The following is a 26,030-nucleotide window of genomic DNA, read 5'->3' as shown; positions in this document are numbered from 1 at the left end:
TAAGTAATGGAATTTTACATATAAAAAGAAAATAATAATTCCATGATCTTAAAAATCCCATTAACTCGTAATTGGGTTTAGACGCACTCTTCCGGTCTGTACGAGACCAAATTACTCATTTCTAGCCTATTTATTATTCTTATCTAAAAGGGGGAAATATCGAAAACTTTAGAGGAATAATAAAAGTTAGATATCAATTTCTTTAAGCGTTTTATACATAAGGATTAAGTGTATGAACCAAAGTAATATCGCTGTTGAAAGGACACAGAAGAAAAGCAATGCATATGCATGGTATGTGGTCATACTTTGTATGTTGGCATATATATTTTCATTTATTGACCGCCAAATTCTGGCGCTGATGATTGAACCCATCAAAGCAGATCTCCAACTTTCAGATACTCAATTTAGCTTATTACATGGCCTCGCCTTCTCACTGTTTTACGCCGTTATGGGTTTACCCTTAGCCTACATTGCCGATCGTTTTTCACGACCAAAACTAATTTCAATCGGGATTATTGTTTGGAGTCTGGCAACAGCAACTTGCGGTTTAAGTAAAAACTTTATTCAACTGTTCTTAAGCCGTATGGCGGTAGGTGTCGGTGAAGCGGCTTTATCTCCAGCGGCTTATTCAATGTTTAGCGACATGTTTAGTAAGGACAAACTGGGGCGTGCTGTCGGGATCTATTCAATTGGTGCTTTTTTAGGTGGAGGTATTGCCTTCTTAGTTGGCGGTTATGTCATTAATCTGCTTAAAGGCGTGACACTCATTGAAGTTCCTTTATTAGGGGCCCTTAAAGCATGGCAAATTGCCTTTTTAGTGGTGGGTTTACCCGGCATCATTATTGGTTTGCTGTTTATTTTGACCGTTAAAGATCCTGCACGTAAAGGCCAACAGCTCAACCAAAATGGACAAGTTGACCAAGTTAAATTCACACAATGTCTTCAGTTTATTAAAAAACATTCGAAAACATTTGCTTGTCATTATTTAGGTTTTACCTTTTATGCAATGGCACTCTATAGCCTAACTAGCTGGACACCTGCATTTTATATTCGTAAGTTTCAACTCGCGCCGACTGAAACAGGCTATATGCTTGGTACCATTCTGTTAGTCGCAAATACATTAGGCGTATTTTGTGCAGGCTGGCTAAATGACTGGTTTATTAAAAAAGGTCGTCAAGATGCGCCGATGTTCACGGGTGTAATTGGTATTGTTGGCCTGATTATTCCAATTGCATTTTTTACCCAAACAGATCAGCTTTGGCTTTCAGTTAGCTTACTGATTCCTGCAATGTTCTTTGCATCTTTCCCTTTAGTGATTTCAGCAACTGCTTTGCAAATGTTAGCCCCAAACCAGTTTAGAGCACGCCTTTCTGCCCTCTTCCTTTTGGTGAGTAACTTAATTGGACTCGGTATTGGCACAACACTGGTAGCCATTATTACAGATAAAGTTTTTGGTAGTACGTTAATGGTGGGCTCTTCTTTATCTATTGTAGGTGGTTTGTCTTGTGTACTTGCTTTAATTCTGCTTTTCAAAGGCTGCAAATTCTTTAGTGAAAGTATGAAGCTTGAAAAATTAAATTAATAGATCTCACAAATTGCAAAAATCTACTCTCTAACTAAACGCTTAGAGAGTACCGAAATATTCAAAATTACGTAGTGCCGAGGACTGGCGCATCTTTTTGGAAATGGATTATGGAATTATTTCACCGTTTTAAACCACGCACTTTAGCTGTTGCCACTTTAATACTTATGTGTAGCAACTCATGGGCCGCAAATCCAAATCAGCAAACTGAAGATGAATGGAAATTCACTTTAAAAAATGCCTACATTAACCGTGATTTTGATAATGATGCACTCAAAGACACTGGTAGTTGGTCTCAGGCAGCGTCATTATTTTATAAATCGAAAATGCATGACACCCCGTTAGTCATTGCAGACAAGCCAATCACGATTGGGGCTGATGCTTCTGTCCAATACGCCGTGCGCTTAAGTTCAGACAAACATGTTGCGGATACAGTTTTGCCTTTTAATAAAGAAACACAATCTCAAGCCTCTGACTTCTTAAAATACGGTGCGACTTTAAAGCTGGGTTATGACAAAACTCTTTTAAGTGTCGGTGAACTCTGGCTAGATTTACCTGTAACTGCCGTAGATGCTAGTCGTCAGTTACTCACTTCGTATTGGGGAACCAACCTAAAGTCACAACTTTCAGACCAACTCTACGCAGAAATTGGTCGGGTTGAAAAAGTATCTCCACGAAATGAAGAAGACTTTAAAAAGTTTTCTTTCACATCAAATGGGGTTACTAAAGAATCTGATGGTTTGAACTACATTGACCTGCGCTATCAATTCACGCCGTCTTTAAAGGGTGAATATTACTTCGGTAATTTAGAAGATCTGTATAACAAACACTATGTAGGACTGGAACATACGTGGAAGCAACCAAGTTTTGCTCTGACCTCTAAGTTTAAATACTTTAATGCAAAAGATGATGGCAATACTTTTGATATTGATGCGCAGAACATCGGGGTGCTAGAAACGCTCAAAGTAAAAAACCATACCTTTGGCTTGGGCTACCAACAAATTATTGGTGAATCAGCTTACCCATTACCAGATGGTTTCTTACCAGAAACTTATTTTATTAACTGGAATGCTACGGGCTTCTTTAAAGAAGATGAAAAGTCTTACCATGTCATGTACGGCTATGACTTTAAAGATTATGTTCCGGGCCTAAATGCGATGGTGAAATATGTTTACGGACATGACTTTAAAGCTGCCAATGGTGAAAAAAACCATGAAACCGAATCGAATGTGATTTTAAACTACGCATTTCAGCAACCGTTCCTAAAAGGCGTGGCCCTGCAATATATTCGTATTGATTACAATGTAAAACATGGCAATGACTTTGGCGAAGACCGTTTATTCGTCAATTACACCAAAAAATTCTAAATAAAAATTACCCCCTAAAACTTAGGGGGTAATTTTTTTATCCTAATTTATTGACCAACTTTAATGGTAAAACCTTCATAACAATACTCATGGGTAACCATGGCCACTGTGGCACATAAGCTTTTACAGGTTGTTTTTCGATAGCTTTTACTAAAGCTTTACATCCTGTTTTGGCGTCAACTTCAAAAGGTAAATGTTTAGCACCTTCATTCATTTCAGTTCGGATGTAACCTGGGAAAATGGTTGAGACTTTAATTGGAGTATCTAGTAATTCAGCACGAATACCCTCGGCCAAGTGAGCAACTGCAGCTTTACTTGCCGCATAAGTCGATAAATGTTTTGGTAATCCACGCATCGCACTCATGGATGACATCATCACCAAATGACCAGCGTTTTGCTCTCTAAAAATTTCAGTCGCCGCCTCACACTGTGCTAAGGCAGAGATAAAGTTTGTTTCAGCTGTGGCTCTGTTAATTTCAAAATTACCTTTACCAATACGACGGCCATTGCCTACTCCGGCATTTACAATAATTCGGTCTAAATAGCCAAATTCTTGTTTAAAGGCACGAAATACTTCAAAAACCTGATCGTAATTAGTTACGTCCAGACTTTTTGCAATGACTTTTATACCGTACTCATTTTCAAGTTCGGTTTTTAAAGTCTCTAATCGGTCTAAACGGCGTGCACAAATCGCCAAGTTATAACCTTTCGCTGCAAATTCATGCGCCATACCTGCGCCTAATCCAGAACTTGCGCCTGTAATTAAAATCGTCTTTGCCATGCTTTTATCCTTATTTTAAATCCATGTCAGTAAATCTGGACGCTTAGCTTTTATAAAATGATGTTCATTTAAACTTAAAACCTGAGCTTCATTTCCAATCAAACGCAAAGTCGTGAGACTTGTATTCGTGATTGCCCAATTCAACGCAAAAGTTCGATTAGGGCTAAGTTCAAGCAGCTTGCCAATTGCTACAGAAATCACTCCACCAGAGGTAAAAACAACTGCATAGCGAGGTTCGGTTTTTGCTAACTCATCACAAAGTTGCTGCAACGCCGTTTCGACTCTTTCTTTAAAGTGTGGCCAAGACTCATCATATTCATGATGAAAGTCACCATCTGTCCATCGTCCAATGGCACCTTCGAATATTTTGGCAAGATATGCGCGTGGATTCTGTTCTTGTGCTACGTCAGCTTTTAACAGTTCAGGCTGTTCAAAACGCGGTTCATAACGGGCAAAAACCTGTTGATGGTTAAACTCATTCCATAAATTATTATGATGAATCACCGCATCTGGAAAGCATTCATCAAGTGCGAGCTTTGCAGTCTGCTCATGACGCTGCATAGTTCCAGCAACCACATACGGTTGTTCTTTCAATATTTGCTTAAAATAACGACCTAACAAAGTCGCCTGAGCCTCGCCATTTTCAGACAGCTCATCATAGTTACTTTTACCAAATGATGCCTGTCCATGTCTTACCAGATAAATTGTGGTCATCTTCTTAAAATACCCTGTATTTTCTGTAGAGATTGCTGAGCAAATTCAGATTCTTGCAATTTTTGCTGTGCGATAAGTTTTAAAGCTCGGATATGTAGCGCATGAATCACGATCCAGAAATCTTTAAATGCAGGATTTCGGGTTTGTTTATGGTAATAACGGTAATAGATTTGCTGGGCAATCACTGCTAAACGGAATACACCGAAGACTTCATAAAAAGCCCAGTTCTGAGGCTCCAATCCTGTTTTCTGCAAATAATAGTCAACGACTTCTTTTCGTGAGAACATTCCCTTTAAGTGAGTCGGCTGACGGCGCGTCGATCTAAAAATCATGTTATCCGTTGGCTCAACCCAATAGGCCAAAGCACTGCCTAAATCCATTAATGGATCACCCAAAGTTGCCATTTCCCAATCGAGCACACCAATCACTTCTGTTGGATGTTCTGGATCTAAAATCACATTATCAAAACGCCAATCATTGTGAATAATACAAGTCGTAGAATCTTGAGGGATATTATCGTTTAGCCATTTTCGAACATATTTAAATGAAGGAACGTTAATTGTGCGGACTTTTTCATAGCGCTTATCCCAACCTTCAACTTGTCTACGGCAATATCCCGCACCTTTGCCTAATTCAGCTAAAGGCGTGTTCTCATAAGGTACTTGATGTAGCTCAATCAGCTTATCAATAACATTTACACAAAGCTCATGAACATCTTCTTCATTAAAGCCAAGCTCAGGCGGTAATTTTGCACGAGCAATAATACCTTCAATGCGTTCCATGACATAAAAATCACAGCCAATGACCGATTCATCCTGACAAAGTGCAACCATTTTAGGAAGCACTGGATAATAAGGCGCAAGATTTTTCTGCACCATATATTCACGGGCCATATCGTGGGCCGACTTCGCTTTAGTTCCTTTTGGAGGACGACGCAAAATTAAATCGGTATTTTTATACTTTAAACGATAAGTCCAGTTCGACGCCCCGCCCGTATATTGAGTAACAACTGCTGGGCCAACCAGCTCAACCCCTTGGTTCTTTAACCAGTTTTCAACTGCCCCAATATCAAGTTCTTCACCTTCACGTACTTCACCGCCTACATCAATTACCGACATATTCACTTCCTTTAAACTTATACTTTCTTATGACGACCATAACCACGTTTGGCTAACTCTAATTTGGCAATCATGCCTTTATGCACTTCATCCGGACCATCAGCTAAACGTAAACTGCGTGCTTGGGCAAAGAAACCCGTTAATGGTGTATCTCTTGAAACACCTGCACCGCCATGTAGCTGAATTGCCATATCAACTACTTTTTCTAAAACGCTCGGAGCGACCACTTTAATTGCAGATATTTCTGTTAAAGCAGCCATATTCCCTAAAGTATCCATTTTATAAGCAGCATACAAGGTTAAAAGTCTGGCTTGATCTATGGCGACTCGAGCATCAGCCACGCGTTCGAGGTTTCCGCCAAGTTTTAGAATTTCTTTGCCAAACGCCGTTCTAGACATGCCTCTATCAATCATAAGCTCTAAAGCTTTTTCAGCAGCTCCAATACAGCGCATGCAATGGTGAATACGCCCTGGCCCTAAACGACCTTGTGCAATTTCGAAGCCTTGCCCCGCTCCACCAATAAAGTTTTCAATAGGCACTCGAACATTATTAAAGTGAACCTCACCATGTCCATGCGGCGCATCGTAGTCACCAAACACAGGTAACATCCGTTGAATTTCGACGCCTGCGGTATCAATCGGTACTAAAACCATGGAGTGTTGATGATGGCGGTCTTTGGTTTCATCTGGGGTATGCGCCATAAAAATAATGACTTTAGCATTTGGGTCACCTAAACCAGACGACCACCATTTTTTGCCATTTAAAACAATTTCATTACCGTCGATGAGTGCAGTCGCTTGCATATTGGTTGCATCGCTTGACGCAACATCGGGTTCAGTCATACAAAAAACCGAACGAATTTTTCCGTCTAGTAAAGGCTGTAACCATTGCTGTTTTTGCTGCTCACTGCCATAGCGCCATAACACCTCCATATTTCCTGTATCTGGTGCATTACAGTTAAAAACGGTTGGTGCCAATAAACTGCGGCCAGTCAATTCAGCAATATGCGCATACTCTTGAACTGATAACCCAGCACCCAGCTTTTCATCGGGTAAAAACATATTCCAAAGACCGGCTTGTTTAGCTTTAGATTTCAGAGTTTCTAAAAGGTCTGGCCATTGCCATTTTTTCCAGTTTCCATCTGGATTTAACTCATGAACTTCTTCCCAAAATTTTGCTTCGACAGGTTCTATTTCTTCTTGAATAAATTTTTTAGTTCGCTCAGCAAAATCCTGAGCTTTTTTTGAGAGTTCAAACATTCTTTTTCCTTTACATCATTATCTGGTCTTTACATCAACATAACTTGAAACTTAATATGAATGAAATGATTTTATTAAATAACACCTCATGAATAATATTCATAACTTACATGGCCTAGATCTAAGTTTTTTCCACCGGATTGATATCAATTTATATCCGCTTTTTATCGCGATTTATGAACAAAAAAGTATTTCGAATGCCGCAAGTAGCCTTAATATTACGCAGTCAGCGGCAAGTCATGCTTTGCAGCGTTTACGCCAGCAACTTGAAGATGATGTATTCATACGAGTAGGCAATAAAATGTCTGCCACTCCTTTTGCCGAGCAGATTTACCCAACTGTTAAGCAAGCACTTTTAACGATTCAAAATATTAGCCAACAGAAACATGTTTTTGATCCAACCAGTTTAAAAAGCTTAAAAATCGCCGTGCATGATGAAATTGAGCCGATTATTCTTCCAAGACTGGCTCAACATTTTCAAAATCTTAATTTAGATTTGCAGTTTGTGAGTATGAAGCTAGATCGAAAACATATTATGGCGGACTTGGCGACACAACAGCTCGATTTCGTGATTGACCTAGAACAATACTTATCTCCAAAAATTACCTTTGATCATTTGGTAACAGATGAGTTTGTCATTTGCAGCCAACTTAAAGAAGTCGATTTAGCTAGTTATATCAGTGGTCGGCACATTGGTGTTTCGTCACGCCGTACGGGCGCTTTACTTGAAGATATTTATTTAAACCAACACCAAAAAATTTCAAGAAATGTATTTATGCGCTGTCAAAACTATTCAACGGCGTTACAAGTTTTAGGAGCCCAAGCCGACGCAATACTCACCATGCCTCGAATGATTTTGCAGCATTTGTCTTATAGTCATGAAATTTGCTTACATTCTCTGCCTTTTGAGATAACCAACATTAAAATGGGTATGTTTTGGCACGAAGATTTAAGGGATAATTTAAGACATCAATTTCTGCGACATGAAATTATTAAACTTTTTCAGTAAAGCAAATTGATCTACTAAGCTTCTATCGTACAAGGATCAGTAATGAGTAAAGATGAACGGATAATCCAGAATCAGGACAACAAAAAAACGATTCGTCATGAAGATTACATTGCTGGTATTGGTAAAGGCATGGCGATTTTAGATAGCTTTAGTAGTAATCAACATCGTTTAAACATTTCTATGGCTGCTGAAAAAACTGGGCTTACCCGAGCAGCAGCAAGACGTCATTTATTAACTTTAGAATATTTAGGTTATCTTGAGTCAGATGGTCACTATTACTATTTAACTCCGAAAGTTCTTAAATTTTCAGGAGCTTATTTAGGTGCAGCCCAGCTTCCGAAAGTATCTCAGCCTTTATTAAATCTGTTAACTAACCAAACTTCTCTCATTTATTCGGTGATGGTACTTGATGGTTATGAAGCCATTACTATTGCTCGTAGTGCGGCCCACCAACAAACTGACCGTGTAAATCCATACGGCTTACACTTAGGTAACCGTCTGCCTGCTCATGCGACATCTGCGGGTAAAATTTTACTGGCACATTTAAGCCAAGAAGAACAATTGGACTGGCTCCAAAAATATCCTCTTCAGCGTTTAACTAAATATACGCATGTCGAAAATGATAAATTTTTAGAGTTACTACAAGAGATTCGAGAACAAGATTGGTGTTATTCGCGTGAAGAACACGAATTAGGAGTTCATGCACTCGCCGTACCAATTTATGGACAAGACTTTAAAGTGGTTGCAGCTTTAAATATTGTTTCTCCAACTATGAAAACAACTGAAGAATATTTAATTCAACATATTCTGCCGCTATTGCAAGAGACTTCGCGGGATTTAAGACAAGTTCTTTAAATCTTGCTTAGGCTATTTCGACAGGGTAAATTTTATTGTTTGCTTAGGCTATTTGAATAGATAGAATGATCGCGGATGAATGCTTAGGCTATTTCTAAAAATAATTAAACGGAATTTTCAAATAACGGATCCCATTCGCTTCAGGTTCTGGAAAATTTCCACCATTCATATTAATTTGAATTGAAGGCAAAATTAATTTTGGCATTGCCAAAGTAGCATCTCTTTTTTGACGCATTTTGATAAATGATTCTTTAGAAACTCGTCGATTTAAATGAATATTGCTTTGCTTTTGAGTTTTTATATCTGTTTGACAGACATATTCATCACGACCTTCGGGCTTATAGTCATGGCATAAAAACATGCGCATATTGTCGGGAAGTGTATAAAGTTTTTGTACCGAATCATAAAGCTCAGCAGCACTTCCTTTAGGAAAGTCGCATCTGGCCGAACCATAATCAGGCATAAATAAAGTATCACCGACAAAAACAGCATCGGCAATCACATAGCTTAAGCAAGCGGGTGTATGCCCTGGTGTAGGAATGTTATAGGCTTCTATCTCCCCTATTTTGAAATGTTCATAATCTTCAAACAAATAATCAAAAGGTTGATTTTCATTGAATTTCTTAAAGTCAAAATTATAAATAGCCGAAAATGTTTCTTGTACTACCGAGATTTTTTGACTAATCGCAATTGTACCGCCCAATTTAGATTTTAAATATTGAGCCGCAGTCATATGGTCCGCATGTACATGGGTTTCTAAAATCCATTGTACTTTAAAGTTTTGCGCCAAGACATAATCGACGATCAGATCAGCATTGGATGTTTTTGTAGTGGCCGATGCGGCATCGTAATCAAGCACGCTATCAATAATAGCGCATTGAAGAGTCGCTAAATCCGCAACAACATAGCTAAAAGTATTGGTGTTTTCATCAAAAAAATCTTTTACTAGAGGTTGTTGCATAGGCTTAATTTCCTTTATTTAAAATTCGGTAAATAAACATTCCTACTAACATCGCGACAATAAAATAAAGTGCTTCAAAATGCCCTAATCCAATAAGAGTTAAAGCGGGCGCTGGACATATACCTGCTATTCCCCAGCCTATACCGAAAATAAAAGCGCCTACAATTAACCTTTGGTCAATCTGTGTATTTGTTGGTAATTGAATTTGTTCATTAAAAATCGTTTTTGGTTTTTTAATGGCCCTTTGAAACGGAATAAATGCCACAGCAATAGCACCTAGCATCACAAACATTAAGCTAATATCCCATTGCCCAAAAATATCTAGAAACCCTAAAACCTTTGCAGGGTTAGACATACCAGAAATCATTAACCCCAATGAAAACAAACCACCAAATATAAAAGCAAAGATATTTTTCATAAGATTACCCCAACACATGGCGAATGATATAAACCGTTAACATGCCGGCAAACATAAAAACTGCTGTTGCTATTATTGAGCGTTTTGATAACCTGCTCATTCCACAAATGCCATGCCCACTTGTACAGCCTGATCCAAGTCGTGTACCAAAACCAACAAGTAACCCTGCCAGAATAAGTACAAATGAATTGGCTTTAATTTCGATTTCAGGCTGATAGAAATAACCATATATGAAAGGTGTAATCACGAGTCCTGCTATGAACCAGAATGCAGAACTTTTAAATATATCTCTAGATGGGCTAATGAATTGAGCAAGCAAACCACTAATTCCAGCTATACGACCATTTATATATAAATACCCAACTGTTACGATACCGAGTAATAAACCACCCACAAAGGCATAGACAATACTTGACATATAAGCACTCTTAACAATATATGTTTTTATAATCTGTATTATACGCTGATTCTTTTAGAAATACTTAATATAAAACTTTTGAGTTTATAATTCTTCTTAAAAAGAAAAAGCCCCAAGATTTTGGGGCTTTTATCATTAAATTAGATCTTTAATGCCTAATTGTTCAGGTAATTTTTCCATAACTTTATTTAATCTATTATTTGCTGGAGAGATACAACCTGTGTAATGGCTTAATTTTGTTTCTGTACCATTGGGTTGAATCCAGGTGATGTAATAGCTAGGCATATCGGTCGCAGTTTGCTGACAACCTGCAGTTTTAGATTGGGTTCCTGTTTGCGGACGATAAGTTTTTAATTCATCAGCAAGTTTTTGATAATCTTTTACGCTACCTTGAATTTCTTTAACGCCAATTGCTTTTGTATATTGCTTACCTTCAAAACGAATTAAACCTGTAGGTGTTACTTCTACTGAGTAAATTGGGCATGCGCCGAAACATGGACTAGAAGCATAACGAATGGTTTCTTGTGTATTAGGTGCTTGTTGAACAGAAGCACAACCCATTAAAGCCAAACCGGATAAAGTTGCAAGAACTAAAAATCTCATTACATCACCTATTATTATCAAGTGGCATTAATCTAACAAATCATATCCAAATTGTCATTAAAGACTCATTTTTCATAGTTTTATTTGCTATTACTTAGGCTATTTTTAGCTATCAAGAAAATTAAGATATAAAGCACATAAAAAAAGGCCCATCGTTAGATGAGCCTTAAGCCAATTAAAGCTTAAATTCCTGAAATACAAATTATTACTGGGTAGTAATAACCTGCGCCGACCATTCTATCTTAATGCAATACATTATTTAAATATAATATAAGTATATATTTACGCTCGTTTTTCCAACAAAAAAAACCTGTTTTTCAAGGTTAAAAACTCAATAATGTTTATTTTTAATTAAAATTCACAACTTTAAGTTAAACAAAACTTAATAAATTTTAAAATTTTATTTATAGGTAAAACATTATAAAAAAATGCTTAATAGTTCGGCTATATCTAGTGTTCAGGATGAATCAATTATAGGAATATTTTAAGTTTAGCAATAACTTCAAGCACTTTTTTACTATTTGGTAAAGCTATCTCACTAAAATTACAGAATTTACGCAAATACTCTAATAGAAAAAAGATATTAAAAAATAAGGGCAAAAGAGAATTTATCCTTTTGCCCTCTTTCATTATTTCTCTAAACTATATGCGATCACATAATCACCATGGTCCGGAGACTGACGTGCACCACCCGCGGTAACCACAACATACTGTTTACCTGTTTTAGGTGAAACATAGCTAATTGGAGTTCCCTGACTACCTACTGGCATACGTGACTTCCACAGCTCTTTACCTGTAGATGAATCAAAAGCACGCAAGTAATAATCTTGAGTTGCAGCAAAGAAGACTAAGCCACCTTGAGTTGCCATTGGCCCACCAATAGTTGGCATACCAATTGGGGCTTTCAAGCCCATCTTAATACCAAGTGGTCCAGTGTCCTCAACTGTACCAAGTGGTACTTGCCATGCAACCTGACGAGTTTTCATGTCAATTGCTGTCATGGTACCAAACGGTGGTTTTTGACAAGGAATACTTAAAGCGGACATAAAGCGGTTTTTATTCACTTTATATGGTGTACCTTTCATTGGTACAGCACCCATACCTGTATTTACTTTTTCGCCACCACTCGCCTGAATCTTAATGTCTTCAGGTGTTTGTTTAATGAGTTGAACCCATAAACCAAGACGCATATCATTTACGAACATGTAACGATGTGTCGGGTCAAAAGCAATACTACCCCAGTTCATACCACCTAAAGAACCAGGGAAGCTTAATGAAACATCAGTACCCGGTGCAGTAAATAAACCTTCGTAACGCATTGACTTAAAGTTAATACGGCACATCAGTTGATCAAACGGCGTTGCGCCCCACATATCTGATTCAGTTAAAGTCTGATTACCAATTTGAGGCATTTCAACTGAACGAGGTTGAGTTAAGCTGTATTGTTCACCCGGAATATTGGCAGGTTTAACTGGTTGTTCAATCACTTTAGTCAGTGGTTTACCCGTTACACGGTCAAGAACAAAGAATTGGCCTGATTTGGTTCCAATGACAACAGCTGGTTTAGTCGTACCATCTTTTAATGGGAAGTCGACTAGACTCGGTTGCATTGGTAAGTCAAAGTCCCATAAATCGTTATGAACAGTTTGATATACCCACTTCTCTTTACCTGTTGTCGCATCAAGTGCTAACACAGAAGTATTGTATTTGTGATCTAATGGATTACGGTTACCCCCCCAAATGTCGACAGATGAACTACCCATAGGTAAGAACACCGTATTCATTTGCGGGTCATATGACATTGCAGCCCATGAGTTTGCCGAACTACGTTTATAGGTTTCACCCGGTTTAAGAACATAGTTAGGATTTGGATTACGCGGGTCAAATGCCCAGCGAAGTTTACCCGTAATCACGTCATAACCACGAATAACACCACCTGGCATATCTGCGGCTACGTTGTCGGCAATACGGCTACCCACCACAATGGTTGTACCCGCAATAGTCGGTGCAGAAGTTACTTCAAAACGTGGCGCTTTTGTTCCAGCCCCAAGACCTTCTAGCAAATCAACCGTTCCATTTACACCAAAATCAGCACAGCGCTGACCGTTATCTGCATTCACTGCAATTAAACGACCATCAGGTGTATTGGTATATACACGGCGTGGACATGCCGTATTGGTTGCAACCGCAGTTACTGCATTTGCACCAGCTAAAGTTGGTTGTACAAGCGGTTTTGTTGAATCAAAGTATGCAACACCGCGGCAACGTTCCCAAGCATCGGCTGTAGAGTTCACCTCAGCTTTCCAGAGTTGTTTGCCCGAGTCGGCATCTATCGCAAAAATGTTGTTATGTGGTGTACATAAAAACACTTTATTTCCAACTTGTAGCGGAGTCATTTGGTCTTCGGCACCATTACCGCTACCCGTTGTAAAGTCGCCCGTTCTAAAGCGCCAAGCTTCTTTTAATTTATGAACGTTATCTCGGTTAATTTGATCGAGAGCAACAAAGCGGCTACCACCTGCATCATTACCATAATTTTCCCAATTTACCTGTTTTTTTGCAGGATCAACTGGTACTAGAGGTAGTTTTTCACCTGAACTTGCTACTGTTGGATGTGGTTGGAACATTTGATAGAGCGCAATCAACATTCCCACAACAACTAATCCACCTACCGCATAGGATGAAGATGCCAAACTCGTTTGAAATTGGTAACGTCGGATTGAAGGCAAAGTAAATAGCAAGGCAGCAAAAAGACCAGCAGGAAACATTAAGCGCGAAAATAACGGCCAAAATTCCCATCCAGCATCAACAAATGACCAAATTACGGTACCAACAAAAACAGCCGCAAAAATCCAGACACCCAGCGCTTTTTTTCGGAAAATACTAATTGCAGAAATGGTAATAAATAATCCTGCTATAAGGAAATACCAAGAACCAGCAAGAGATACTAGCTTTCCACCACCTACGATGTAAAAAACACCAGTAGCCAATAAAACTAGACCTAATATAAAACACCATATTTTGAATAAGATATGAAACTTAGAATCTGACTCAGACATAGATCCTACTCCACATATACTGAACCCGAATAGTTCAAGCATTTGGGCCAGTTAAACTATGTCTAACCAGCCATCAATATTGTTAAAAATTGACTTTCACACTAAGACCAGCCACCCAAGCATCATCAACCTCTTTTACACCAGCAGGTTGATGAATATATTGAATGTTTGGACGTAACATGACGGCCGGAGACCATTGATAGGTATAGTTCAACTCGACATTTAGTTCGTCGTCTTGAATTGGAATATAGTCAGATGCAATCGAATCATAGCTGTAATATCCACGACTTTCGTTTGTTGCGATCTGTTTATCTTTAGCACGGTCATTAACTACATAATTAGCTATACCAAAACCAATCGAATCATTTGGACGGCTATCAAATGGTCCCTTATACCAAAGAGCAAGCTGTTGCGTACTTTGAACAAAAGTTGTTGCCTTATCATTTACAACGCCATTAAAACTTACATATAAACCGCGTTTCGGATCTTGGCCGTTATTCGTCAGTTGTTGTTGTGCATTAATCCAGAAACTTTGTTTTCCGTCATGAACTTTACCCGCGGTTTTAATATCATTCGCTTCTGCGGTTGAATACAGCGCACCTACTTTATATTCACCCGGTAAACCATTAAAAGCAGCAAGTTTTGGTTTCCATGCGAGCTCAACTGGTATGGTTGCACCCTTCACGTTGTTCATATCCAGATTAAAACCATCACTATTTGATTCGGTTTTAATGTTGTCTGGATTTACTTCATAAACACCGACACCCAAAGTCCACTCAGGCGCAAATTGATATTTAACGTTTGCAGCCCAAACACCAACTGGTGAGTTGTACCAAATTGAACCAATTGATTTTCCTAGCTGCCCACCGCAAAGCAATAAGTTCTGAAACTCACATTGAGAACTATTGAAGTCTTCTGACATTCCCATACGGCCAAATTTGACCTGTACAGTATTATCGATAAAGCCCTTCTTCACCCATGCTTGAGATAAACGCCAGATTTTACCGCGACCATAAATCTCTTGAGCATTACCCAATTGGCTAGAACGTGGATCTTTAATACGCTCCAAAGTAAGCGCATTTCCATCACGTTTGGTCACGACTAGGCTCGCTGTTGTATCTTTCCATCCAGCAATTTTTTCTAAATCTAGGTTTGCACCTAAAGAAAGTTGTGCAGCATTTTCAAAAGTATTGCTGTCGTTGTAACCACCATCTAAATTTGTAGCACTTTGGCTCATAATAGAAGCTGTAAATTTATAGCCCTGCTGCTCTAATTGCTGGCGTTTTCCATTCCAGTCACCTAGCAACCATTGACGGTCTTGTGACCAAGGCTCATTCGCGAGCGCAAATTGGCTACCTAATACAGCGAGCGTTAAAACACTCAATTTCATTAAATTTGGCATTTCAAGTCCCTTTTATCATTTCTATATTTCTATGCTGCGCCTCAGTTTGAGGCGCTTTCCTTATTGTTATTATTTAGTTTGCAAGGCCGAACTCAGTTCAGACGTCGCTCCAAAGCGATCAGTTACATTCGCTGTAATTGAGGCAACTTTTACAGACAGCTTCCAATTCGCTTTTGCTTTACCTTGTGCATCTGTAGCAACAGTTATTGCTCCTAAATATTGCTCAGCTTCTTTTGATGCCGCATTTTGATTACCAAAAAATTCAACTTGGTAACGTTGATTTGGTAAACCATTAATTTCTACAGCCAATGAACCTTTGTTCGCAGTTAATTTAGGAGCTTTAATACCCTGATTAGGTTGAGCATTACAGCCTTGTTCATTTGGCTGAGTACATGTTTTTTGTTGTTTAGATGGGTCAACAACCACACCACCGCCACGAGAACCTACAAATCCGGCATGCTCAAGTGCAGGCACAGCAAATACAATTGCACCCAAACGCTGATCTGGTACACATGAACCACCGGCTTCACAGCGTTTAATATCTTTACCATTGTCCCAAATCAGGTTTTTAGTCAGTGTAATTTTTGCATTTGCATCTTTTTCAGAACGGATGGCTACACCAATACGGTTACCATGTACTTTATTGCTATCAAGAATATTGCCATCACCCGTCATGTTGAAACCAATCGAGTTATTGGTCATTTCGTTGTAGGCAATATAGTTACGCTTACCCCAATTAATCTGTAAGCCATCCGAGTAGTTTTCAAACTTATTACCGACTACAGCATTGTCATTACCCCACAAAATTTCAATACCTTGTGATGGTTCTGGATTTGCTTTCGTTGAAACAAAATGGTTATTCGCAATTAAGTTAAATGCTGCACCACGTGTCAGTTCTAGGCCATCACCATTGTCTTGGAAAATGTTGTCTAAAACTTTGTTGTTATTGGTCGTGGTTGCAGTTGGGTTACCTTGACCATCATCACCAGTAAGCATGACACCGGCACCACCGTAGTTATTACTAATACGGTTGTGTTGGATGAGGTTATTGCTTGAACGGTTAATCAATACACCAATACAGAAGCGATGAATGTCTAAACCTTTTAAAGTGACATTGTTGACGTCACGCAGTACCAACCCCGGTAAAGTCATAGTACGTACATTGGTGCCGTACTGCTCAGGGTTTGCACCTGGACAAGCTTTTGCACCTTCACCTTTAATATAGTTTGAACCATCAATTGCGATGTATTCGCCAGTTTTATCCCACTGAGTACCAATGATTTTGACAGGTGCTTTAATTTCAGGAAGAGCGCTGTTTAATTTAATCGCGTAAGGCGCCTTGCCTACTGCTTGAATCAAAATGTCGCTAGCTTCGCCTGGGTTTGCATTAGCTTGTTCAATTGCCCAGCGTAAAGAGCCTTTATTGCTATCGTCTTGATAACGGTCAACCACATAAGTTTGAGCCGCAGCTATGCCTGAAACCATCAAACCTAATGCAAGAGTAGTTAAACGTAATGTATTCATTTCATCATATCCTTATGATTTATGGGTTTGTTGGTTGAACTGTTTGTAAAATCTGTTTGAGCTTGGTCACATCAATTTGACCCGGTGCAGAAGCCTGACCAATCATGCCAAAGCTATAACTTCCGCCCATGTTGGCAGTCGCAACACGAGAAATCGTACCTAATTGCCCCATCGACATCGTCAATAAAGGCTTAGTGGTTTGCTGACTTACTTTTAAAGTTGCGTTCATTAAAGTGAAAACATCTTGTTTAGATTTTGGCATAACGGCAATTTTTAGAATATCTGCACCCATCTGGTCTTGTTTTAACAAGCGTTTTTCAATTTCATCTTGGCTTGGTGTTTTTTGAAAGTCGTGATTAGACATGACAATCAGCACTTTCTTTTGATGTGCTTTTTGAACAATTTCTGAAACTACTTTTTGATCACGGAACATTTCAACATCTAACCAATCCATGAATGGATTCTTTAAGTAAGCTTGATAAGTCTTACCATAATCCAAATCACTAATTTCAAGCTGGCCGCCTTCGTTTTTCGTACGAATTGTGGCGATCATTGGTTTATTACCTAGAATCTTTTTTAATTCATGCCCCAATGCAATCACTTGTTTCGTATCACTCGCAAAACTGAGTAAATCGATACGAAACTCTGCCAAATCAGCATCTGCTGTATTTGCAATGACTTGAGCTTGTGCCAAAGCTTGTTCTTTGGTTTTTGCGGTAATCGGAACAATCGTTTTAACGACTGTATTAGCAGGTTGTGTTTGAGCGGCTAAAGCAACAGGTTCAGCATTCACCTGTGCTGTAAAAAATGGGAGTGCAAGCAAACTTAGGCTTAATAATGTTTTCATGTTCATATCGTTCGTCCTTAAAAAGGCTACACGCATCCTTGAATAATCAGGTGTAGCCTTAGGTGTTTCTTAAATATCAAAAAATACAGTTTCGTCATCGCCTTGAATGCGAATATCAAAGCGGTAAACAACTTCACCATTTTCTTCAAAACGTTTTGCAATAAGTGTTTGGCGACGTGGTGCCCATTCAATGCTATTTAGAATTGGGTCGTTAGCATTTGCTTCAGCTTCATCGTCAAAATAAACTCGTGTATGAAGACCCAAGTTAATACCACGAGCGAAAATGACTAATGCAATATGAGGTGCTTGAGTTGAACCTTTGCGGCCTGCTGTTGCACCTGGCTTAATTGTATTAAAGCTCCAAACGCCTGTTTCAAAGTCGGCACCTGTACGGCCCCAACCTTGAAATGCTGGGTCAGCTTTTTGCTCACGCGTATCTGCCTGACTTGGATAAATACCGTTCGCATCAGCCTGCCAAATTTCAATCAGCACGTCGCGTAGCGGTAAACCCAACCCGTCAAACACTTGACCTTCAAGACGAATACGCTCACCTTTGGTCTGATCTTGTACTAACTGGTTATTAAAGTTGTTTTCAAACACTTCAATATTTGCTTGTTGTGGCAATAAGCCAATGTGAACGTAAGGACCACCTGTTTGAGATGGAGTTTCTTTTAGTTCCTGAAAATTCCAGTTATTCATGCTCGTGCTCCCGATTAAGTCAATTCGTTTTCGAAGTAAGTCGCTCGACGGCCACGTAAAGTGATGTCAAAACGGTAACAACGGCTATCAGCTTCGATAAAGTTATTTTTATCTTCTAGTGCAATCAAGGCACGACGTTGATCTTCAGAAGGAATCGTTTTTAAGATCGGGCAAGTATCAATGAGCGTATCGCCTTCAAAATAAAACTGCGAAATTAGGCGCTGAGCCCAACCATCAGCAATTAAAGAGAAATGAATATGTGCAGGACGCCATTCATTAATACGGTTACGCCATGGGTATGGACCCGGTTTAATGGTACGGAAAATATAAAAACCGTTTTCATCAGTTAAGGTACGACCACAACCACCAAAGTTAGGATCCATTGCACCAATAAACTTGTCGTTTGGATGACGGTAACGACCAGAAGCGTTGGCCTGCCATACTTCTAGAAGTGCATTTTTTACAGGACGACCAAATTGGTCACGAACATAGCCATGAACAATGACACGCTCACCAATTGGCAAACCATCTTTGGCATAGTTCAAAATCAAATCGTTATCTTTTGGGCCAAACAAATTTGAAGAAAAATGCGGTGCAGTGACTTCAGTTAAAGTCTCATTAATTGAGATCAATGCATTTTTTGGCGAACGCAATACACTTGTCTTATAACCTTCCGCATATGCAGGTGGATGGTCTTCAGTATTACGTTGGGCGTAAGCACCCCAGCTATGTTGTGACATCTTTATCTCCTTAATCCCGTTCTTTCGCTGCAATTGGGTTTACCTCTATCCCCAACTCTTTAAAGACTTCTTCAGCCATATGCATTGCAGCGTTTGCAGCAGGTAAACCTGCATAGAGTGAACTGTGTAAGATCAGCTCTTTTAAATCTTCTTTAGTTACACCATTGTTAAAGCAAGCACGTAAATGCATGCGTAGTTCGTCTTCACGACCAAGCGCCAATAAAATTGCGATAGTGACTAAACTACGTGTATGACGCGGTAGGCCCGGACGAGACCACACCTCACCCCATGCGTAACGGCTAATAAAGTTTTGAAAATCTTGGTTAAAGTCATTTAAGTTTTGCAAAGACCGACCAACATGCTTTTCACCCAAAACTTCAGTCCGCACCTCAATGCCTTGTTTATAGCGTTGTTCATCATTCATTGTGATAGACCTCTATTAAGTTGCATCGGTATGCGCAACAAGTGATTTAACAAATACAGCAACAGCCGCAGCAGTTGCTGGAATTAGTAATAAACTGAGAATGGCAGTAAACGACCAATCATTACCAAGTAGTACGGCACCAATCCAAGCACCAAATACCGCACCGAAACGACCAATACCCGTCATCCAAGAAACACCAGTTGCACGGCACTGCGTTGGATAGAAACGAGCACTTAAAGCTGGCATTGAAGATTGCGCACCATTAATCGCGATACCTGCACAAAGCACCAATACTGCAAGTAATGTTGAGTTTCCTAAGCTTTGACCAACAGCAATCGCAAATAGACCTGCAGCAAAGTAGAAAATAGCAATCACTCGGTTAGGGTTGAATTTGTCCATCGCCCAACCGATGAACAATGCACTTACCACACCACCGAACTGGAACAATCCACCGATAAATGCAGCCCGCTCCATTGACGCACCTGTTTCACGCATAAGTGTTGGCAACCAGCTTGTAAGCAAGTAAACAACCACCAAGCCCATGAAATAGGTCAACCAAAGCAAAAGCGTTCCTTTCGCATATGGTTTAGAAAACATAATTCCAAAGACATTTTTCTTTTGAGCTGTTTCAGTTTTCTCTTCAGGTACGTGGAATGCGGTCGCATTTTGAACTTGAGCTGGCGCGATATGATTTAAGATTTTGCGTACTTTCTCTGGGTTCTTACCTTTAACAATTAAAAAGCGGTAAGACTCAGGTAAAACCAAAATCACTAAAATCATTAAGATCAAAGGTGACCAGCCGCCAAGTAAAAATAAACTGTGCCAACCATAAGTCGGGATAAGCCAGCTACTGATAAAACCACCGGTTGCCATACCTAAGTTGTAACCACAGAACATACATGTCACCAGCAGTGAACGAATGCGTGTTGGGCAGTATTCAGAAAATAATGTAGTGGCATTTGGCATAGCTGCACCCAAACCAATACCTGTCAAAAAGCGTAAAACGACAAGGCTATCTAAGTTGGTTGCATAAGCAGATGCCAAGGTGAAGCCACCAAATACAAGCATCGAAAAAGCCAGTACGATTTTGCGACCAAAACGGTCAGCTGTCGGACCAGAAACCAAAGCTCCAATAATCATTCCACCAAGTGCAGCACTCATCACTGGTCCTAACTGAGAGCGATCAACTCCCCAGTCTTGTGCCAAAGCTGGTGCAATAAAACCCATTGCAGCAGTATCAATACCATCAGTAAAAATAATTAAGAAACAGATGATTGCGATCATCCATTGATACTTACTGAGGGGAGCATCATTAATTAATGCTTGAGCATCGATACTTTTATTTGGTGCAGCGTAATCCTGAGACGCCATATTTGCCTCCTTAAGGCCAATTCCTTTTAAACTACTAAGCTATTAGATTTGCTGAATAAACCTAGTCAATTCCTGAGTAAATCTTTGTGGTTGCTCAATATTAGAAAGATGAGATGCTTCCAATTTAGCAACTTGACTGTTCTTAATAGCATTCTGCATAAACTCAGCATCCGCTACTGTTGTCACTGGATCTGCCGTTCCTGCAATGAGCAATACCGGAACTTGGATTTGCGTAATTTCATCTCTTAAATCAGCATGTGCTAAAGCACGACACGCATTGGCATAACCTTGTGCTGGTGTGTTTGCCAGACTTTGAATCGTCGTTTGTGCAACCACATTATGTTGATAGTCAAATTTTTCACTAAACCAACGTGTATGCGTGGTTTTAACCAACTCAGCTAAACCATTCTGCTCCACAGAATCAGCACGACTCAACCAAGCCTCCGCCTGACCAATTTTGGCTGCCGAGTTCGCAACAGTAATACTTAAAAAGCGCTCTGGGTAATGGATAGCTAACCAAAGCCCCGTAATTCCGCCCATTGAAATGCCACAAAAATGAGCTTTTTCAATATCTAAGGCATCTAAAATATCAGCAACATCTTCACCTAAATTGTGTAAAGATGTTTCAGCGATCACATCACTTTCGCCATGACCACGTGTGTCGTATGTAATGACATTAAAATGACTTTTAAGCTCATCTACTTGCGGCTGCCACATTCCATGATCTGTTCCTAACGAGTTAGATAACACAAGTGCTGGAGCATCTTTTAATCCATCGGTATATACAGCGAGCTGTTTACCTTGTCGATTGGTTATAAGCTGTTTCACTTTATGTCTCCTCCTTGTGCTTCTTGCAGAACAGCATCAATTTGAGCTTGAATGTTGCCCAAATAGTTTTCTGCTTTAAATATTTCCAAAATTTCTGTTTGACTAAAATGTTCTTTTACTTCATCTAACTGACTAACAACCTCAGATAAATGCTGCTTTTGAGCTACGGCTGTTTTACAAGCTGCTTCAACAACATGATGAGCATTTAAACGTCCAATTTTTGGAGCAAGTGCCATCATCACAGCTTCTGCCATAATCAACCCGTTGGTACAGTCAAGGTTCTGCTGCATATGCTCAGCATTAACTTCGAAACCTTGTAAAACTTCACCAGTACGGGTTAATGCTCCAGCACAAAGCTGAAAAATTTCAGGGATTGCTAACCATTCAGCATGCCATGCGCCTAAGCTACGCTCATGTTCCTGCACCATGCTTTGATAGATGCTAGACATAAGTGCTGGTACACGATTTGCTGCTGCAAGTACTGAAGCTGCTGCAACTGGATTCCGCTTATGAGGCATGGTTGATGAACCACCACGGCCCTTTGCAGTTGGTTCAAACAATTCGGCAATTTCAGTTTGCATCATGAGTGACCAATCACGTGCCATCTTGCCCGTATTCCCAACAATCATGCCAAGCACACTTGCGATTTCTACAATACGGTCGCGCTCACCATGCCATGTGCTTGTCGGTACAGTCAGATTCAGCTGCTGAGCAAATGCACTGACCACAAGTGAACCTTGATCTTGCAAAGATGCTAATGAACCCACAGCGCCACCTAACTGAGCAGTAAATACACGTGATTTCATAGCTTGTATACGGTCTAAATCACGTTTAAACGCAGAAGCCCAGCGAGCGAGTTTATGCCCTAAAGTAATTGGCAAAGCTTGCTGTAACCATGTACGTCCAATCATGACTTGATAGCGATATTGCTTAGCTTGTTGTAATGCAGTGCTGTAGCACTGTTGAAGTTGTGCTTCCACAATGTTTAACGCATCGCGGCATTGCAAAATGCAGGCTGTGTCTAAAATATCCTGACTCGTTGCACCCCAATGCACATAACGTGAAGCATCTTCATCTACATCTTTAACAATTGCCGTAAGCTGTTTTACAAATGGAATTGCGATATTTCCAGCCAAACCAGTTGCGACAGCCAAAGCTGAAAAGTCAAACTTTTCTATTGCCTGCTCAGCTACTTGGGCAATGGTATTAGCCGCACTTTGAGGAATCACGCCAACTTTTGCCTGTGCTTGAGCTAAGGCAACTTCAACCTCAATCATGTATTTGATTAAAGATGAGTCACTAAAGATGTCAGTGACGTCTTTTTGATAAAACAAGCTGGCATATAACTGGCTCATGATTAAACTCTCTCAATAATCAAAGCAATGCCTTGTCCCACACCAATACACATTGAACACATAGCGTAACGACCACCTGTTTGCTCAAGCTGGTTTAGGGCTGTAGTTACGAGGCGGGCACCTGATGCACCAAGTGGATGACCCAAAGCAATTGCACCACCGTTTGGATTTACCTTGTCAGAATCATCTGGTAAACCTAAATCACGGGTCACGGCTAAAGCTTGTGCAGCAAAGGCTTCGTTAAGCTCAATCACATCCATCTGCTCTAAAGTCAGGTTGGCTTGTTTCAGTAATTTTTTAATGGCTGGTGCCGGAGCAAAGCCCATAATACGTGGTTCTACACCGACTGCTGTTGAAGCAATGATCTTGGCACGTGGTTTGAGATTGTAGGCTTGAACTGCCTCATCAGAAGCAATCAGCAAAGCTGCTGCACCATCATTAATACCTGAAGCATTCCCTGCAGTCACAGAACCATCTGCTTTTACGACAGGTTTAAGTTTGCTTAAAGCTTCAAGTGTGGTTGATGCACGTGGATGTTCATCGGTATCAATGACAATGGCATTACCCTTACGCTGAGGGATTTCAACTGCCACGATTTCTTTAGAAAAAAAGCCTTTGGCTTGCGCGCTTGCGGTGCGTTGTTGGCTCACCAAGGCAAACTGGTCCTGATCTGCACGATTCACGTTAAACTGTTCAGCCACGTTTTCGGCAGTCTGGGGCATGGTGTCTACACCATACAATTCTTTGAGTTTTGGGTTAATGAAGCGCCAACCCATGGTGGTGTCTTCAATCTTCTGGCTACGGCCAAAAGCACTGTCAGACTTACCCATCACATAGGGTGCACGGCTCATACTTTCTACGCCACCTGCAATCACTAGATTCGCTTCACCTGCTTTAATGGCACGGGCAGCAATGGCAATGGCATCGAGTGAAGAACCGCACAAACGGTTAATAGTCGTTGCCGGTACTTGATACGGCAAACCTGCAAGCAGTGCCGACATACGACCAACATTACGGTTGTCTTCACCGGCTTGGTTGGCACAGCCATAGATCACATCATCGACCTGTTCCCAATCTACATTCGGGTTACGCTGCAGGAGGGCTTTAATCGGCACAGCGCCAAGGTCATCGGCACGGACAGGTGCAAGGCCACCGGCATAACGACCGAATGGAGTACGGATGGCATCGATGATATAAGCGTTTTTTAATGTCATTTCCCTACTTCCTTACCCTTGAGTCGCATCGATCAAAGTTGCACCCGTTAAAGCCTGTAACTCATCAAAGCTAAGACCTTCCACTTTCTCAATCACCTTTAACCCATCTTTAGTCACGTCAATCACACACAGATCAGTGTAAATACGATCCACGCATTTTTTACCTGTAACCGGATAGCTCAGCTCAGCGACAATCTTTGGTTCACCTTGTTTGGTCACATGGTCTGTGGTGATAAATACTTTCTTGGCCCCTACAGCCAAATCCATCGCACCACCTACCGCAGGAATCGCATCTGGTGCTCCCGTGTGCCAGTTGGCCAAGTCACCATTCGCAGCAACCTGAAATGCACCGAGTACTGCAATATCAAGGTGACCACCACGCATCATCGCAAACGAGTCGCCATGGTGGAAAAAGCTGCCGCCTTCAAGCATGGTCACAAACTCTTTACCCGCATTAATCAGTTCAGGATCTTCTTCACCTGCAGCTGGAGGAGGACCAAAGGCCAACAGCCCATTTTCAGAATGAAGAAAAATATCTTTGTCGTTAGGTAGGTAGCTGGCAATCTTGGTCGGTAAGCCAATGCCTAGGTTCACATAGGCGCCATCTGGAATATCTTGTGCCACACGTTGTGCAATCTGGTCACGGCTGAGTTTCTGGTAACTCATGTTATTTCTCCTTATTGCTTACTGTGCTGGCGCTACTTGTACAACGTGCTGTACAAAGATACCTGGGGTGATGATGTGCTCTGGGTCTAATCCACCTAGCTCTACCACTTCAGAAACCTGAGCAATGGTGACATCCGCAGCCATCGCCATAATCGGGCCAAAGTTACGTGCAGATTTACGGTAAACCAGATTGCCCCAGCGGTCGCCCTTGTAGGCTTTAATCAAGGCAAAGTCAGCCTTGATCGGATATTCAAGTACATAATCTTTCCCATCAATCTCACGGGTCTCTTTACCTTCGGCCAAAAGTGTTCCAAAGCCTGTTGGTGTAAACACAGCGCCTAGGCCCATACCCGCTGCCTGAATACGACACGCCAGATTACCTTGCGGTACCACTTCAAGTTCAACCTTTCCGGCACGGTAAAGTTCATCAAACACATAAGAGTCTGACTGACGCGGGAAAGAACAGATGACTTTTTTAACCGAACCGGCTTTAAGCAGTTTCGCCAAACCATAGTCACCATTACCGGCATTGTTACTGACGATGGTTAAGCCTTTAACACCGAGTTCAATAAGGCCATCAATGAGTTCAGCGGGTTGTCCTGCGGTACCGAAACCACCAATCAGAATGGTTGCACCATCTTTAATCTGCGATAGAACCTCGCTTAGTGAGGACTTACTTTTGTCAATCATTAGACAACTCCATTGTGCTCATTGAAGAAGAGAGAGATAAGAGAGTTAGGCACACTGAGGCGAGAAGAATAGATAAATATTTCACTCAATCCCGAGTGTTTCCCTTAGATTTCCCTTTTAAACATT

Annotated in this window: 25 protein-coding genes; 4 read left to right on the top strand and 21 right to left on the bottom strand. The window is 40.5% G+C overall.

The annotated features are described in order from the left end of the window. Nucleotides 1-232 precede the first annotated feature (232 nt). The gene (locus tag HMPREF0013_RS06310) at nucleotides 233-1,582 is read left to right on the top strand and encodes a spinster family MFS transporter (protein WP_002120978.1); all 1,350 of its coding nucleotides are present in this window, start codon (nucleotides 233-235) and stop codon (nucleotides 1,580-1,582) included. Nucleotides 1,583-1,692: 110 nt separating this feature from the next. Further along, nucleotides 1,693-2,949, top strand: coding sequence for an OprD family outer membrane porin (locus HMPREF0013_RS06305; RefSeq protein WP_005074147.1), 1,257 nt, complete (start codon nucleotides 1,693-1,695; stop codon nucleotides 2,947-2,949). A 37-nt stretch (nucleotides 2,950-2,986) separates the two neighbouring features. Here the strand turns inward: HMPREF0013_RS06305 and HMPREF0013_RS06300 are convergent, their stop codons facing one another. From HMPREF0013_RS06300 to HMPREF0013_RS06285, 4 genes are read right to left on the bottom strand one after another with little or no spacing between them, the layout of a single operon-like run. Continuing rightward, nucleotides 2,987-3,730, bottom strand: coding sequence for an SDR family oxidoreductase (locus HMPREF0013_RS06300; RefSeq protein WP_002120998.1), 744 nt, complete (start codon nucleotides 3,728-3,730; stop codon nucleotides 2,987-2,989). A gap of 15 nt (nucleotides 3,731-3,745) precedes the next feature. Then, nucleotides 3,746-4,444, bottom strand: a complete 699-nt coding sequence (locus tag HMPREF0013_RS06295) for a histidine phosphatase family protein (protein WP_002121108.1) — start codon at nucleotides 4,442-4,444, stop codon at nucleotides 3,746-3,748. Then, complete coding sequence (locus HMPREF0013_RS06290) at nucleotides 4,441-5,562, bottom strand: phosphotransferase family protein (RefSeq protein WP_002121055.1); 1,122 nt, start codon at nucleotides 5,560-5,562, stop codon at nucleotides 4,441-4,443. Before HMPREF0013_RS06290 ends, HMPREF0013_RS06295 begins: the two co-directional genes overlap by 4 nt. 17 nt (nucleotides 5,563-5,579) lie before the next feature. Continuing rightward, nucleotides 5,580-6,821, bottom strand: coding sequence for an acyl-CoA dehydrogenase family protein (locus HMPREF0013_RS06285; RefSeq protein ID WP_002120889.1), 1,242 nt, complete (start codon nucleotides 6,819-6,821; stop codon nucleotides 5,580-5,582). An 88-nt stretch (nucleotides 6,822-6,909) separates the two neighbouring features. On the opposite strand from HMPREF0013_RS06285, the gene HMPREF0013_RS06280 reads away from it, so the two are divergent. Together HMPREF0013_RS06280 and pcaU are read left to right on the top strand one after the other, a co-directional pair. Further along, a complete protein-coding gene (locus HMPREF0013_RS06280) occupies nucleotides 6,910-7,830 on the top strand; it encodes a LysR family transcriptional regulator (protein WP_002121073.1) in 921 nt (306 codons plus the stop codon). 42 nt (nucleotides 7,831-7,872) lie between these two features. Continuing rightward, nucleotides 7,873-8,685 (top strand): IclR family transcriptional regulator PcaU, encoded by an 813-nt coding sequence (gene pcaU, locus HMPREF0013_RS06275; RefSeq protein ID WP_002120879.1) that lies wholly within the window; start codon nucleotides 7,873-7,875, stop codon nucleotides 8,683-8,685. A gap of 94 nt (nucleotides 8,686-8,779) precedes the next feature. Here the strand turns inward: pcaU and HMPREF0013_RS06270 are convergent, their stop codons facing one another. The 17 genes from HMPREF0013_RS06270 to HMPREF0013_RS06190 all read right to left on the bottom strand — a co-directional run bounded on the left by HMPREF0013_RS06270 (nucleotide 8,780) and on the right by HMPREF0013_RS06190 (nucleotide 25,904). After that, complete coding sequence (locus HMPREF0013_RS06270) at nucleotides 8,780-9,646, bottom strand: MBL fold metallo-hydrolase (protein WP_002120908.1); 867 nt, start codon at nucleotides 9,644-9,646, stop codon at nucleotides 8,780-8,782. A 4-nt stretch (nucleotides 9,647-9,650) separates the two neighbouring features. Beyond that, nucleotides 9,651-10,064 (bottom strand): DUF6691 family protein, encoded by a 414-nt coding sequence (locus HMPREF0013_RS06265; protein ID WP_000789128.1) that lies wholly within the window; start codon nucleotides 10,062-10,064, stop codon nucleotides 9,651-9,653. A 4-nt stretch (nucleotides 10,065-10,068) separates the two neighbouring features. Further along, nucleotides 10,069-10,482, bottom strand: a complete 414-nt coding sequence (locus HMPREF0013_RS06260; protein WP_002120948.1) for a YeeE/YedE family protein — start codon at nucleotides 10,480-10,482, stop codon at nucleotides 10,069-10,071. Between the two features lie 135 nt (nucleotides 10,483-10,617). Further along, complete coding sequence (locus HMPREF0013_RS06255) at nucleotides 10,618-11,085, bottom strand: DUF6438 domain-containing protein (protein WP_001211835.1); 468 nt, start codon at nucleotides 11,083-11,085, stop codon at nucleotides 10,618-10,620. Nucleotides 11,086-11,714: 629 nt separating this feature from the next. Further along, nucleotides 11,715-14,144, bottom strand: a complete 2,430-nt coding sequence (locus tag HMPREF0013_RS06250; RefSeq protein ID WP_002121035.1) for a glucose/quinate/shikimate family membrane-bound PQQ-dependent dehydrogenase — start codon at nucleotides 14,142-14,144, stop codon at nucleotides 11,715-11,717. An 82-nt stretch (nucleotides 14,145-14,226) separates the two neighbouring features. Next, entirely contained in the window at nucleotides 14,227-15,546 is a 1,320-nt protein-coding gene (locus HMPREF0013_RS06245; RefSeq protein ID WP_002120967.1) for a carbohydrate porin, read from the bottom strand. Nucleotides 15,547-15,615: 69 nt separating this feature from the next. Further along, a complete protein-coding gene (locus HMPREF0013_RS06240; RefSeq protein ID WP_002121121.1) occupies nucleotides 15,616-17,070 on the bottom strand; it encodes a right-handed parallel beta-helix repeat-containing protein in 1,455 nt (484 codons plus the stop codon). 19 nt (nucleotides 17,071-17,089) lie between these two features. Beyond that, nucleotides 17,090-17,917: a type I 3-dehydroquinate dehydratase gene (aroD, locus tag HMPREF0013_RS06235; protein ID WP_005802098.1), complete on the bottom strand. Its 828-nt coding sequence runs from the start codon at nucleotides 17,915-17,917 to the stop codon at nucleotides 17,090-17,092. Between the two features lie 69 nt (nucleotides 17,918-17,986). Beyond that, nucleotides 17,987-18,616 carry a protocatechuate 3,4-dioxygenase subunit alpha gene (pcaG, locus tag HMPREF0013_RS06230; protein WP_002121089.1) on the bottom strand — a complete coding sequence of 210 codons (630 nt, stop codon included), beginning with the start codon at nucleotides 18,614-18,616 and terminating at the stop codon, nucleotides 17,987-17,989. A gap of 14 nt (nucleotides 18,617-18,630) precedes the next feature. Next, nucleotides 18,631-19,356, bottom strand: coding sequence for a protocatechuate 3,4-dioxygenase subunit beta (gene pcaH, locus HMPREF0013_RS06225; RefSeq protein WP_002120975.1), 726 nt, complete (start codon nucleotides 19,354-19,356; stop codon nucleotides 18,631-18,633). A gap of 10 nt (nucleotides 19,357-19,366) precedes the next feature. Next, nucleotides 19,367-19,780, bottom strand: coding sequence for a 4-carboxymuconolactone decarboxylase (gene pcaC, locus HMPREF0013_RS06220; RefSeq protein WP_002121127.1), 414 nt, complete (start codon nucleotides 19,778-19,780; stop codon nucleotides 19,367-19,369). Between the two features lie 15 nt (nucleotides 19,781-19,795). Then, the gene (locus HMPREF0013_RS06215) at nucleotides 19,796-21,151 is read right to left on the bottom strand and encodes an MFS transporter (protein ID WP_002120905.1); all 1,356 of its coding nucleotides are present in this window, start codon (nucleotides 21,149-21,151) and stop codon (nucleotides 19,796-19,798) included. Between the two features lie 42 nt (nucleotides 21,152-21,193). Next, a complete protein-coding gene (gene pcaD / locus HMPREF0013_RS06210) occupies nucleotides 21,194-21,979 on the bottom strand; it encodes a 3-oxoadipate enol-lactonase (RefSeq protein ID WP_002121023.1) in 786 nt (261 codons plus the stop codon). Then, nucleotides 21,976-23,334, bottom strand: a complete 1,359-nt coding sequence (gene pcaB, locus HMPREF0013_RS06205; RefSeq protein WP_002121047.1) for a 3-carboxy-cis,cis-muconate cycloisomerase — start codon at nucleotides 23,332-23,334, stop codon at nucleotides 21,976-21,978. Before pcaB ends, pcaD begins: the two co-directional genes overlap by 4 nt. Before the next feature lie 2 nt (nucleotides 23,335-23,336). After that, a complete protein-coding gene (gene pcaF, locus HMPREF0013_RS06200; RefSeq protein WP_002121083.1) occupies nucleotides 23,337-24,548 on the bottom strand; it encodes a 3-oxoadipyl-CoA thiolase in 1,212 nt (403 codons plus the stop codon). A 12-nt stretch (nucleotides 24,549-24,560) separates the two neighbouring features. Next, nucleotides 24,561-25,214 carry a 3-oxoacid CoA-transferase subunit B gene (locus HMPREF0013_RS06195; RefSeq protein WP_005802097.1) on the bottom strand — a complete coding sequence of 218 codons (654 nt, stop codon included), beginning with the start codon at nucleotides 25,212-25,214 and terminating at the stop codon, nucleotides 24,561-24,563. Between the two features lie 18 nt (nucleotides 25,215-25,232). After that, on the bottom strand, nucleotides 25,233-25,904 hold the full coding sequence (locus HMPREF0013_RS06190) for a 3-oxoacid CoA-transferase subunit A (RefSeq protein WP_005069060.1): 672 nt from the start codon (nucleotides 25,902-25,904) through the stop codon (nucleotides 25,233-25,235). Between the last annotated feature and the right edge of the window lie 126 nt (nucleotides 25,905-26,030).

Origin of the sequence: Acinetobacter sp. SH024 (assembly GCF_000163635.1) — a bacterium.
Taxonomy (GTDB): domain Bacteria; phylum Pseudomonadota; class Gammaproteobacteria; order Pseudomonadales; family Moraxellaceae; genus Acinetobacter; species Acinetobacter pittii.
Note: the sequence above shows the minus strand (reverse complement) of the source record. Positions and strands in the feature narration are given on the sequence as shown.

Coding starts and splice junctions, on each gene's coding strand:
- HMPREF0013_RS06285 (WP_002120889.1), bottom strand. CDS start 6,821: ATGTTTGAACTCTCAAAAAAAGCTCAGGATTTTGCTGAGCGAACTAAA.
- HMPREF0013_RS06300 (WP_002120998.1), bottom strand. CDS start 3,730: ATGGCAAAGACGATTTTAATTACAGGCGCAAGTTCTGGATTAGGCGCA.
- aroD (WP_005802098.1), bottom strand. CDS start 17,917: ATGAAAACATTATTAAGCCTAAGTTTGCTTGCACTCCCATTTTTTACA.
- HMPREF0013_RS06255 (WP_001211835.1), bottom strand. CDS start 11,085: ATGAGATTTTTAGTTCTTGCAACTTTATCCGGTTTGGCTTTAATGGGT.
- HMPREF0013_RS06245 (WP_002120967.1), bottom strand. CDS start 15,546: ATGCCAAATTTAATGAAATTGAGTGTTTTAACGCTCGCTGTATTAGGT.
- HMPREF0013_RS06295 (WP_002121108.1), bottom strand. CDS start 4,444: ATGACCACAATTTATCTGGTAAGACATGGACAGGCATCATTTGGTAAA.
- HMPREF0013_RS06195 (WP_005802097.1), bottom strand. CDS start 25,214: ATGAGTTACCAGAAACTCAGCCGTGACCAGATTGCACAACGTGTGGCA.
- HMPREF0013_RS06280 (WP_002121073.1), top strand. CDS start 6,910: ATGAATAATATTCATAACTTACATGGCCTAGATCTAAGTTTTTTCCAC.
- HMPREF0013_RS06270 (WP_002120908.1), bottom strand. CDS start 9,646: ATGCAACAACCTCTAGTAAAAGATTTTTTTGATGAAAACACCAATACT.
- HMPREF0013_RS06240 (WP_002121121.1), bottom strand. CDS start 17,070: ATGAATACATTACGTTTAACTACTCTTGCATTAGGTTTGATGGTTTCA.
- HMPREF0013_RS06265 (WP_000789128.1), bottom strand. CDS start 10,064: ATGAAAAATATCTTTGCTTTTATATTTGGTGGTTTGTTTTCATTGGGG.
- pcaC (WP_002121127.1), bottom strand. CDS start 19,780: ATGAATGATGAACAACGCTATAAACAAGGCATTGAGGTGCGGACTGAA.
- pcaG (WP_002121089.1), bottom strand. CDS start 18,616: ATGAATAACTGGAATTTTCAGGAACTAAAAGAAACTCCATCTCAAACA.
- HMPREF0013_RS06250 (WP_002121035.1), bottom strand. CDS start 14,144: ATGTCTGAGTCAGATTCTAAGTTTCATATCTTATTCAAAATATGGTGT.
- HMPREF0013_RS06215 (WP_002120905.1), bottom strand. CDS start 21,151: ATGGCGTCTCAGGATTACGCTGCACCAAATAAAAGTATCGATGCTCAA.
- pcaH (WP_002120975.1), bottom strand. CDS start 19,356: ATGTCACAACATAGCTGGGGTGCTTACGCCCAACGTAATACTGAAGAC.
- HMPREF0013_RS06290 (WP_002121055.1), bottom strand. CDS start 5,562: ATGTCGGTAATTGATGTAGGCGGTGAAGTACGTGAAGGTGAAGAACTT.
- HMPREF0013_RS06305 (WP_005074147.1), top strand. CDS start 1,693: ATGGAATTATTTCACCGTTTTAAACCACGCACTTTAGCTGTTGCCACT.
- HMPREF0013_RS06190 (WP_005069060.1), bottom strand. CDS start 25,904: ATGATTGACAAAAGTAAGTCCTCACTAAGCGAGGTTCTATCGCAGATT.
- pcaB (WP_002121047.1), bottom strand. CDS start 23,334: ATGAGCCAGTTATATGCCAGCTTGTTTTATCAAAAAGACGTCACTGAC.
- pcaF (WP_002121083.1), bottom strand. CDS start 24,548: ATGACATTAAAAAACGCTTATATCATCGATGCCATCCGTACTCCATTC.
- pcaU (WP_002120879.1), top strand. CDS start 7,873: ATGAGTAAAGATGAACGGATAATCCAGAATCAGGACAACAAAAAAACG.
- HMPREF0013_RS06260 (WP_002120948.1), bottom strand. CDS start 10,482: ATGTCAAGTATTGTCTATGCCTTTGTGGGTGGTTTATTACTCGGTATC.
- HMPREF0013_RS06310 (WP_002120978.1), top strand. CDS start 233: ATGAACCAAAGTAATATCGCTGTTGAAAGGACACAGAAGAAAAGCAAT.